The organism is Streptomyces caeruleatus, assembly GCF_001514235.1.
In the GTDB taxonomy this organism is placed as follows: Bacteria; Actinomycetota; Actinomycetes; order Streptomycetales; family Streptomycetaceae; genus Streptomyces; species Streptomyces caeruleatus.
Map to the genome: position 1 here is coordinate 132,278 of NZ_KQ948944.1, position 11,041 is coordinate 143,318.

The window sequence follows — 11,041 nt, forward strand, 5'->3', positions numbered from 1 at the left end:
ACGGAGCCTGCGCCGCGATGTTCCCGAGACCGAAGAAGTCCCGGTCGAACATCGCCGCCTTGGCCGGCGCGATCCGCTCCACGGCGTCACGCAGCCGGGCCCGCAGATCGCCGGCGAGGTAGGCGGCCTGGTCGCGCAGCGCCCCTACGTTCAGGCCCAGTTGCCCCGCCTTCTCCCAGTCGCCCGAGTCGGCGATCTCCTGGAGAAGCGACCTGAACGTCAGCGGAGAGGCGTTGTCGATGACGGCGTTGAAGAAGGCCGTCATCAACTCCCGTACGGTGCCTTGCTCCAGCAGCTCTTCGAGGCGGGTCAGCCCGTTGTCGGCGCCGATCTGCCCCGCCGACGTCAGCGTGTCGGCGAAGAAGACCTTCGCGATCTCCTGCTCGCTCAGGTCGGGGTGGGCCTGGGTGAGGACGTCGAACAGCCGTGCCACGCCCTGCCGTATCGCCTCCAGCGCCTTCGGCCGGCTGTACGCGTACGCGCCGAGCCGCTTCTCGAACTCCCGGGCCGCCGGGGCGTACGCCGGGTCCGCGTACAGGACCCGCAGGCCGCGCTCGGCAGCGGGCGCGAGGGAGGCGTCGGGCACCAGGTCGGCGACGGGCGCGAACCCGGCGGCCCACGCGTCGGTGTGCAGTGCGGGCACCTCGGAGGACGTCCCGGTGCCCTCGATCCGGGCGAGGAAGGTCTTGAGGGAGTCCGCCTGCCGCACGCCGGCGTCCCCGGCCTCCTGTGCCAGGGGTACCAGGGGGCCCTCAGCGGCTTCGGCCATGCGGGCGGCGACCCCGCCCAGCAGGCCCTGCCGCCCGGAGGCGATGCCCATGCCACGCTGTGCGGCCAACTCCGCGGCCACGGCGACAGCCCGCGTTTCGCGGTCCGGCGTGCCCTCGTTCTGGTGCAGTACCTGCGCCACCCGCATCGTCGCCCAGTACCGCTCGCTGTCGCGCTGCAGCAGGCCGCCGGCCCCCTCGGCGATGGTGAGGCGGGCCGGCTGGTGCTGCGCGACGATGCCCCATGCCTCGGTCCACAGGCGACGTGCCGTCGGCTGGTCCAGCTTGCCGAACCGCTGCTCGGCGAACCGGCGCAGTGATGCGTCGGGCTCGACGGCGCCGACGCGGGTTCGCGCACGGTCCGTCTGTCCCTGGCCGGGGCGCGACTGCCGGTCCTGCGACGGCGTGGCCGTCGGCTGCTCTGCGCCCGCTGCCGACGCGGTGTCGTCACCGGTCGCCGGGAGGGGTGCGGTCAGCGCTTCGTCCAGCGTGGTGGCGAAGGTGTTCTCGTGGGCGGCTTCGTGACGCAGCCAGGCCTCGGTGTCGTGGTTCTCCGGGCCCAGGACGCGGTTGTAGGCGGTGACGGTCTCGCGGCGGAAGTCGTCCGCGAGCGCCCTGAGGGCCTCGTCGGAGATGTCGTAGCGGTGTGCCGGGTTCTCCGGGCGGCGGGCGACGGCGCGGAAATCCTCGGCCGCCCGCTTCGACACGGTACGCAGGGCGGACTCGTGCTCCAGCCGGTGTGCGAGCGTGCCGGTCAGCCGCTCGAACGTCGTCTCCCAGGACGACCGGGCGGTGCCGGGCGCCGGCTCCCCGGAGAGCGTGTCCGAGGGCCGTACGCGGGAGTCGGCGCGGTCGGGCGTGCCGGACCGGTGCTCGTCCAGCGCGGACTCCACGGCCCGGGTCCACTCCGCGGCGACACGTTCCTTCGCCGCCTCGCTGAGCCGGCCGCTGGCCGCGACGTCGCCTTCGAACCCTTCGAAGGCCTCGTCCAGAACCTGCCGGGCCCGCTGCAACTGCAGCTCGCGGAACTGTGCGTGCTCCAGGCGTCGCGGCAGACCGGCCACCATCTCGTCGAACGCGCTCCGGCGCGCCGAGGCGTCGGTCGGCTCTCCCCACGCGGTGCGCAGATCCTGGGCGAACTCCTGACGGGTCCGCGCGACGGCCGCCTCCCCGAGCTGTCCGCCGTCCCCGCGAGCCTCGCGCCACCCGTCGAGGGCGTGGCCGAACTCCCGCTCGCCGTGCCACAGGTAGCGCTGCAGCCCGCTTTCCTCGCGCAGCCGCTCACCCAGCCCGGAGCGCAGCTCGTCCAGCGCGGACTCCAGCCGCGTCGCGCGCCACTCGGGCGAACGCCCGGCGGCCTGTTCCCAGACCGTGGCCGCCGCGTCACCGACCCTGGCGCGTTCTGCGGCGCGGAACTCCGCCAGCACCCGCGGGTCGTCCAGGTGGGCGCCGCCGAACGGGTCGTCCTGCTGGAACCGTGTGAGGGCGTCGTCGATGTGCGCGTCCCACGCCGCCGCCTGTCGCTCCCCCTCGCTCGCCCCGGCCAACCGGTCGGACAGGGTGGACCGCAGGGCTTCCAGCCTGGCCTGCCAGGCGGACGGAGGCATCATCCGGCCGCCGGCCTCGTGCCAGCCCGCCGCGAAGGCGGCCTCGACGTCCTCGCGGAAGCCTTCACGTACTCGTCGCAGCGCGGCGCTGTCGTCAGCCAGATGGGCGCCGCCCGACAGGTCCTCGTCCCGGAAGCGGGCCACGGCCGAGTCGACGTCGTCGTCCAGGTCGACGGTGTGCCACGTACGCTGCTCCGCCATGGCGAGACGGCCACGGAAGTCCGCGTCTCGCGCGGCGCGGAACTCCTGCCACCGCTCCGTCCGAGCGCGTCCCTCGTCGGTCGCGGTCCTGGCCCATGCGGACGCGGACGGCGCGTCCGGATCGCCGGCGCTGCGGGCTGACGGGGCCTCGGCGGGTGTGGAGGGCGTCTCGGAAGGCGCCACGCCCCGCTCCGACACGTCCGACAGGTGCGGCTCGGCAGCGATCGACGACTCGGGACCGACGCCCTGAGCAGGCCTGTCGGCCTCCACCGTTCCCGGTACGTCCGCCGTCCCCGGCGCCGACGCCGACGCCACGGGCATGACGGGCTCGGCCACCGTTTCCGGCCCGTCAGCCACGATGCGTTGCGTGGACAGCGTCTGCGGCGGCTCCGGCTCCCCGGGCCGCGCAGCCTCGCGCGGACCGGCCGGCTCGGAACCGGGCGCCGGCGGTGTCGCCTCGTCCGCTGCGCCCGGCCCCGCAACACCCGGCTCCTTGGCGTGGCCGGTTGTCACGGCCGACGAGACCTCCGAGTTCGGCGCCTGACGGTCCGCCCCGCCCGGCCGCGCGGCCTCCGGCCGACCGCCGGCCGTGGCACCTGGCGCCGGCTGCACCGTCTCCTGCGCCGCATCCGGCCCGTCCGCGCCAGGCTCCGGTGCACTACCGATCGCCGCCGCCAACGAGGAGCCCACCGCGTTCGGTGCCCCCTGACCGTCCGGCCCGCCCGCACGGTCCGCCGGGGCCACCTCGGCAACCAGGCCGGCGCCTGTGCCCGTCTTCGGGACGCTTGTGTCGCCGCTGTCGATACGGTCCGCGGCCGGCACGGCCGACGCGCCGTTCCGGACGTCGGCCTGGGCGCCCTCGGCAAGGGAGTCACGACCGCCGTCAACGGCGCCGTCCGTGGCGCCCGAACCGCCGGCATCGCCGGCGGTGACATCCCGGTCGGCCGCGGGCGAGGTCGCCGACGCACCGTCGGGCGCCTGCGTGCGAGTTGCTTCAGAGGACTGGGCAGCGTGCTCCGCAGGCCGGTCCGGCCCGGTACTCGGCTCCGTGGGCATGGTGAGCTGCTCGGGCAGCGTCGCCGCCGAGGTGTCGTCAGAGCGCGTCGGGGTCCCGTCCTGGCGATCGAGTTCCGCGAGCGTCCGCTCCAGGTCCGCGACCTGAGGGACACGCGAGGGCATCGTGGCCCTGTCGACGGACGGACCGGAAGCCGGCACGGACGGCAGCTCCGCGTCGGCCGCGGGACGGGGACGCTGAGCCTGGGTGACGTCGGCCCCGGGTCGGGGTACGGACGGCTCGACACGGTCCGTTCGCACGGGCGCAGGCGCCTCGGTGCGGCCCTGACCCGTCGGCGCGTCACCCGGACGTACCAAGGGGCTCACCGGCGCGCTGGGCAGGCCTTCGATCTCCGAGGTGATCCTGTCGGCCGCCTCGTCGGACAGTGGCGTACGCGACTCGTCGTCCCCGGCCCGGCGCGGCTCGGGCGCGACCGTCCCCTCGTGCGCGGTGCCGGTGCCAGTGCCGGTGCCGGTGTTCGGCAACGAATCGGGCCGGCCTGCGGTCGACGGCTCGGGCCGGGTGACCGGTGCACTCGGCAGGGCATCCGACGACGCCGTGGCGGCAGTCGACTGGGACTCGGGCCTGCCGGTGGGCACGTCGGGCAGACCGTCCAGCCCGTCGGTGGGAACGTTCGGCAGGGACTCGGGCCTGGCGTTGGGGGCGCTGGGCAGATCATCGAGCTCGTCCAGGGTGAACGGGACGTGCTCGTCGGAGTCCTGACGCAGGAACTGCTGCTCCTCCTGCATGCGGGCGAGTTCCTGTTCGGCCCGCCTGGAGACGCCCTCCTGGACCAGCCGGTCCAGCCGGCTCCCGGAGCCCGTGTCACCGCCCTCCGTTCCGCCGCCGCGGCCGGACCCGGCGCCGGGCCGGTCCGAGCCGGACGCGGGCTGGTCGATCTGCTGCTGGAGTTCGCGGCGCAGCGCAGCGGTGTTCTCGTCAGGGGTCCGCGTCGAAGCCAGGCGCTCCTGCGCCTGGTCCAGTTGCCGCTGGGTCTGCTGTACGGCCTCCTCCGGCGCCCCGGTGCGGCGCTGCAGGGTGAGCTCGTCGCGCAGCCGGCCGACTTCCTGCTCGTGGGTACGGACCTGGGCCAGCCGCTGCTGCTCGGCGACCTGGCGCTCCTGCTCCCGGCCGGCGATGTGGTCCTTCAGCTGCTGTTCGGCCGCCCGAGCCTCCTGCGGGCTGTCGGCGGCCTCCATCCGCCGGATCAGCTCGGCCTCGCGCGGGTCCTGATGCGACCCGTCGCCGCGCAGTTCCTCGAACCGCCGCATGAGGTCGGCCTGTGCCGCCGCCCCGGCGCCGCCACCGCCCTGCTGACGCAGCCGTTCCTCCAACTGCCGCGTCTGCTGCTCGATCTGACGATCCGTGTACTGCTTGAGCTCCTGCTCCGCCTGGCGGGACTCCTCCGGCGTACGTGCGTTCTCCACCTGCCGCACGAGGTCCGCCCGGTGGGAGTCCGCCTCCGGTGCGCCGCCCGGGTTGAGCACCGTACGCAGCTCGGCCAGCCGCCGCTCGACCGGCGTCCAGTTGTTGAACTTGGCCTGCGCGTCGAGCGCCTGCTTGCGCTCCTGCGGCGTCGTCGCGGCATCGACGCGCTGCTGCAGCACGCCCTGCTGGTGCACTCCCAGCTGGTGGATGATCTGCGACCGCTCCCGCGGGTCCGTCGCGGCATCGAGCCGCTGGCGCAGCTCCGCCTCGCGCGGATCCTGCGGCGTGCCGTCGTGCAGGCTGTCGAGACGCCGCAGCAGGTCCTCGTCCGCCGCCTGGGTGCGCTCGTCCGCCTGTGTGTGCAGGCGCTGGGTGAAGTCCTGTTGCTGCTCCTGCGTCTGACGGTCCGTGTACTCCTTGAGCGCCTGCTCCGCCTCGCGCGCCTCCTCCGGCGTCCGGGCGTTCTCCACCTGCTGGACGAGCTGCTCGCGCTGCGGGTCGGCGGGGAGCAGTCCCTCGCGCAGGGCGTTCAGCTGCCGTTCCTGCTGCGTCAGCTGGTGGTGCGCGGCCAGGTCCCGCAGGGCGGTCTCGTGTTCCTGCGGCGTCGTCGCGTCCAGCACCCGCTGCAGCAGTTCCTGCCCGCGCGCGTCCGGCACCGCCCGCTCGCGCAGTGCGTTCAGCCGCCGCTCCAGCTCGTTCGCGGCCGTGCCCTGCCGCGCCTCGTCGAGCTGTCGCTGCATGTCGCGCTGCTGCTCGAACTCCTGAAGCCGCTCACGCGCCTGGGACGCCTCCTCCGGCGTCCGCGCCGACTCCTCCTGCGCGATCGTCCGGCGCCGCATGGCATCGGACTCGGGGTCGGACTGCGCCAGCCGGCCCAGGCGCTCCTGAACCTGCTGGTGCCACTCCAGATCCTTCTGCAGCGTCTCCCGTACCGTCGGATCGCTCACGGTGGCGATCTCCCGGCGCAGCTGCTCCACACCCGAGTCGAAGGACCGCGGGGCGTTCTCGGCGACCACCTCGACGGGAAGGTGACGCTCGACGAAGTCGGTGTACTCCTTCAGCCGGCTGTCCACCAGGACCGGGTTGCCCGTGCGCTGCGCCTGTTCCACGGCGTCCACCCGGGACTGCCAGGCGTCCTCCTGCACCCCCAGCTCGCGCAGCCTGTCGAATCCGCTCTCCACATGGGTACGGAAGTCCGCCAGCCGCTGGTCGAGAACCCGGTGCTCGACGGTCGTCCGCAGATCCTGCAGACCGCGGGCCGCCCCGGCCCAGTCGCCTGAACGGGACGCCTCGCGAACCGCGTCGGCCTGCGGCCGCCACTGCGTCTCGGGCAGCCCCGCCGATTGCGCGATCTTGGTGAGTTCACTCACGCGGCCCTGGACCTGCTGCCGCAACGGGGCCGGGGTACCACTCGGAGCGGAGGGAAGGTTCGTGACGAGTGCGCTCGGCGAGGGGTCGGGCAGCTCCGACGCGTCGAACGGCTTCGGGGCGTCCGGCAGTTGGAGGTCTTCGTCGTCGGGACGCCGACCAGTGGGGTTGTCGCCGACAGGCTGCCCGTCCGACTGCTCGCCGACAGGCTGCTGCCCTTCCGGACGCGCGCCGACAGGCTGCTGCCCTTCCGGAAGCGCGCCGACAGGCTGCTGACCCTCCGGACGCGCGCCGACAGGCTGCGCTTCCGGACGGTCGCCGGGTACTGACCCTGCCCCCGGACGGTCGGGCGCGCTCGTGCCCGTCCCGCTCGTAAGCCCCTGCTTCAGGAACTCGGGAAGGGACGGCTTGTCGACAACAGGTACGTCGATCTTCTCCGGCGAGGCCCCGCCGCGCAGGCTGTGCCCATGGGCGATGGCCCCGCCCACCGCGCCTGCCGCGGTGCCCAACCCGAGGTCCTGGGGGGTACCGGAGATGGCAGCGGCCGCCGCGGTCGAGCCCAGGCCGGTGAGAGCACCGTGGCTGACATTGCCGATGAAGGACTTGGAGAAATCCGGGGCCAGGTGGCGCATGATCTGCCCCAGTCCGCCGCCGATGGCCCCGCCGATCGCACCCATTTCGAACGCGCTCTTGGTGGCGTTCAGGTCCCAGTGCGTGCGGTCGCCCTTCAGGAACTGGAGGACCTGCACCGCGACGTCCATGCCGACCTGCATCACGATCGACGAGATGACCGCGATGAACAGCTCCCGCAGGATCATCTGGACGGCGAACCGGCCCGCCGTGATCACCGCGGGAATCGCCACAGCGCCGAACAGCGTTGCCGACAGATAAGCGATCTCCGCTGCCATCCACGCCAACTGCAGGATGATCATGTACTTCGCGTACTCGATCTGCAGCGCGATCTCTTCCGCCATCTGCCCGAGCTGGGCGGCCGATGTGGCCATCACGGGCAGCGTCGAACCCAGCTGGTTGATGAACTGACCGAACTGCTCGGCCGGGGCCCCGCCCAGGCTCTCGAACGTCGCGGCGGTCGCCGGGTTGAGCCCGCCCAGAAGCTGGTTCAGCTCCTGGGCGGTCGTGTTCCACAACGCTCCCAGTTGCGCGAGGTTGTCCTCGTTCCCCGTCGGGAATTCCTGACCGACGGTAATCTTGGCAATGGGCTGGAATTCCGGCGGAATTACGATGCTCATGACTTACGGGGCCTTTCCACCGAAACCAGTACTTCAGCCGCGCGCGCGACCGCTGCTGTGCGAACCACCCGACGTCCTGGGGTCCATGTCGGGACCGGTTGCGGCGTCGGTCGCCCGCTCGAAGCCGCGGGCGGTCGCGGTGTTCTGCTCTTCGGTCTGGTGGAATCCCTTGGCCATGGTCTCGAGACCGTCAGCCGTGCTGTCCAGGACGTCGACGAGCCCCTGCAGTCCGCTGAACATCTGGTCGCGGGGGGTGAGGTACTGCTCCGCGAACGCCTTTCCCATCGGGTCGTCGCCCCAGCAGTCACCGAGTTCGTTGAGACGGGACTGCAGACGGGTGAGGACCTGCCTCATCTGGTCGGAATAGGCACGCATGTTGGGGGCGTTCTTCGCCAGACCCTCGGGGTCCACCGCGAAGTAGTCAGAAGACACGGCTACCTCCTTCTCACATCAGCACGAGCGGGGAGAGAGCTCAGGCTCTCGGTCTCAAAAGACCTCAGGAATCCGTCGGCCGCGCGATCCGGGAACCGCCGGCAGCCCGGCCCGGACGGCCGTTGGCGAGGTACTCCTGGACCTCCTCGGCCATGGCCGGCGCCTCCGGCAGCAGTCCGCCCAGATCGGCCTTGCCCTGCAGGAGATCGGTCGCGGACATCCCCGCGGGAAGGTGGCCGGACAGCACCTCGGCGACCTCGGCCATCGCATCCGTACGTGCCTTCTGGATGGTCGTGAGGAGCATCTGCGAGAGCTCCACCGGAGCCATGCGCTTGTAGGCGCCGGTGGGGAACTCGATCTCGGTCACCTCGCCCTGCGAGTTCACGGTGACCTTCAGAGCCTGCCGGGGAGCCGTCGCGCTCGCCTTGACCTCACGCATGGTGCGCTGGACCTCGCCGACCTGCGCCCGCTGCCTGCGGTACTCGCCCAGCAGCTCTTCGATGTGCTGGTCGTAAGGACTGCTCGTCACGGTGTTCCTCTCCCGTCTGCTGTGACGCGCCCCGCTGCGAGGAGCGGTCCCGCGGACTCGTCACACAGACTGATCAGGCGGACTCGTCAAAGATCAGGAAACCGGTCGACCGCGCCTGCGCACACCGATCCGGCCCGTCGATGACCCGACGGACACAGACCTCTGCCCCAACGGCCAGACATGGCGGAGCCGAGGGCGGAACCTGGCGCGCTCCGGCTCCGCCACACAGCCGGGCGCCTGGTCAGCCGAGCCTGTCGGTACGGTCGGGGACGGCGCCCCAGGAATCGGCTCCCTGCCTGAGCAGATCGGCGATGCCGCGGCTGTTCCCGGTCTCGTCACCGTCGTCCTGCGTGCCCTCGGCCTCCTCGTCCTCCTCCTCGTCATCAGGTACGTCCGCGGTGCTGAGCAGCATCCCGGAGTACCCGGTGGCCGGCAGCGGCGGCTCCTCGGCGTCCGCGGCCTGGGAGCGGTCGGGCCGCCACGTGGCCAGACCCGGACCGGTGACGGGCTGGGCGGAGGCGCTGTCCGAGGCGGGGCGTTGCGGGAAGCCGAGGCCGACGGCGAAGGCCGCGCCGTCCTCGTCGTTCCACCCCGGCTCCTCCGCCGCGGCGAACTCGCCCTCCGCCTGCGGGCGCTCGTCCTCGCCGCCGATTCCGGCCTCGGGCACGGCGCCGTCCTCGTCGCTCCAGCCGTCGTCGTCGCTGAGGACGTAGCCGGGCTGGAGTTCTTGTTCCTCCTCGTCCGCGGGACGGCGTCCGCCGGGCGCCCACAGCATCGCGAGATCGGAGGCCTCCCACGCGCTCGTGTCCTGCGAGGCCTCTGCGTCGGGGACCACCGCTACGCGGTCCTCGGCAAGCCCGTCCGACGCCGCGCCGTCCGTGCCGCTCAGAGTCGCCCCGCCGGCCGGGGTCCCCGGGGTCGGCAGGCCCGCGGGTTCCGGATCGGCCCAGCCCTGCTCCGTGGCCAGCAGCAGTCCAGACGCGTCCGAACGCTCGTCACCGCCGCTGGAGGCGCCACCAGGCATTCCGTACGGCGGCGTCATGCCCGCTTCCCGCGAGGCCGCGCCCTGTACCGATGCCGCCCCGCCGGCCGTTACCGGACCTCCGGTGGGCACCGCCACGCCGCCGACACCCACCCGAGGCGGCGTCGGCAGCGTCCCCGGCCGCACCGGGGTCACCTCGCCCGCACCGACTCCCCCGGCCACCGGCGGCACCGGCCGACCGGGCTGGACCGAACCCGGCTGCAGCAGGGACACCGGAAACGGAGCCGGAACGGGCACCGCGTCATGGTCGCGGTCTCGGGACGTCGTCGGCGCGGATACGTCGGCGTTCGGTGGCACCGTCACACCGGTGCCCTGATGCACCAGTCCCGGACCACCCGCGGACGTCCCGGCGAACGACGCGACCTCGCCGTCGCCGTCGCCGGACACATCGCCGTGCTCGTCCGACCAGGGCTCGACACCACGCGCCACCAACCCGGACGCATCGGACGGCTGCTCCTCCCCCGACACACCAGAAGCACCCCCAGGCGCCATCGGCATAAACGGCATACCGGCACCAGCACCGGCACCGGGCGCCCTCTCAGGCACAGAGCCAGAAATCGGAGCTGCACCCAACGACACACCACCGGCACCCTCACCAGCGCCAGCGCCAGCGCCAGCGCCAGGCATCCGGGCCCCACCACCAGAACCACCGACATCCAGCAACCCCGAAGGCACACCGGACACAGCACCACCCGGCAGCGACCCGCCCGACCCCGAGCCCTCCGCCAGCGACACCGAAGGCACCGAGCCCTCCCGCAAGGACACCGAAGGCACAGACACCGTGGGCACGGACCCGCCCGACAACGCCCCGTCCGGCAACGGCGTCACCGAACCCGCCCTCACACCACCCGGCACCTCACCAGCACCCCGGCCAGGCATCACCAACCCAGGCCCACCCGCAACCGCACCCGCCCCAGAAGGAACCTCACCCTCACCAGAGGACTCAGCACTCAGACCAGACCAGGGCTCGACACCACGCGCCACCAACCCGGACGCATCAGACGGCTGATCCTCCCCCGCCACACCGCCAGCACCCCCAGGCGCCATCGGCATAAACGGCATCCCGGCACCAGCACCGGCACCAGGCGCCCTCTCAGGCACAGAGCCAGAGACCGGCACTTCCCCCAACGACACGCCACCAGCACCCGCGCCAGCGCCAGCGCCAGCGCCAGGCATCCTGGCCCCACCACCAGAACCACCGACATCCAGCAACCCCGAAGGCACACCGGACACAGCACCACCCGGCAGCGACCCGCCCGACCCCGAGCCCTCCGGCAGCGACACCGAAGGCACCGAGCCCTCCGGCAAGGACACCGAAGGCACAGACACCATCGGCGCAGAGCCGTCCGACAACGCCCCGTCC

The 11,041-nt window shown here is 72.7% G+C and carries 4 protein-coding genes (1 of these 4 only partly in view); all 4 read right to left on the minus strand.

Annotated features, from left to right (window positions below; all coding sequences use genetic code 11):
• Window positions 1–7,675 carry the 5' portion of a WXG100-like domain-containing protein gene (locus tag AQJ67_RS40460; RefSeq protein WP_062724503.1) on the minus strand. Its footprint begins 51,356 nt before the window's first position, so only the first 7,675 of its 59,031 coding nucleotides appear in the window; the start codon lies at window positions 7,673–7,675; its stop codon lies beyond the left edge, outside the window.
• Between the two features lie 33 nt (window positions 7,676–7,708).
• Complete coding sequence (locus AQJ67_RS40465) at window positions 7,709–8,107, minus strand: WXG100 family type VII secretion target (protein WP_062724504.1); 399 nt, start codon at window positions 8,105–8,107, stop codon at window positions 7,709–7,711.
• Window positions 8,108–8,171: 64 nt separating this feature from the next.
• Window positions 8,172–8,636, minus strand: a complete 465-nt coding sequence (locus AQJ67_RS40470; RefSeq protein WP_062724505.1) for a YbaB/EbfC family nucleoid-associated protein — start codon at window positions 8,634–8,636, stop codon at window positions 8,172–8,174.
• Window positions 8,637–8,877: 241 nt separating this feature from the next.
• Window positions 8,878–10,146 carry a hypothetical protein gene (locus AQJ67_RS40475; RefSeq protein WP_159058920.1) on the minus strand — a complete coding sequence of 423 codons (1,269 nt, stop codon included), beginning with the start codon at window positions 10,144–10,146 and terminating at the stop codon, window positions 8,878–8,880.
• Window positions 10,147–11,041: the final 895 nt, after the last annotated feature.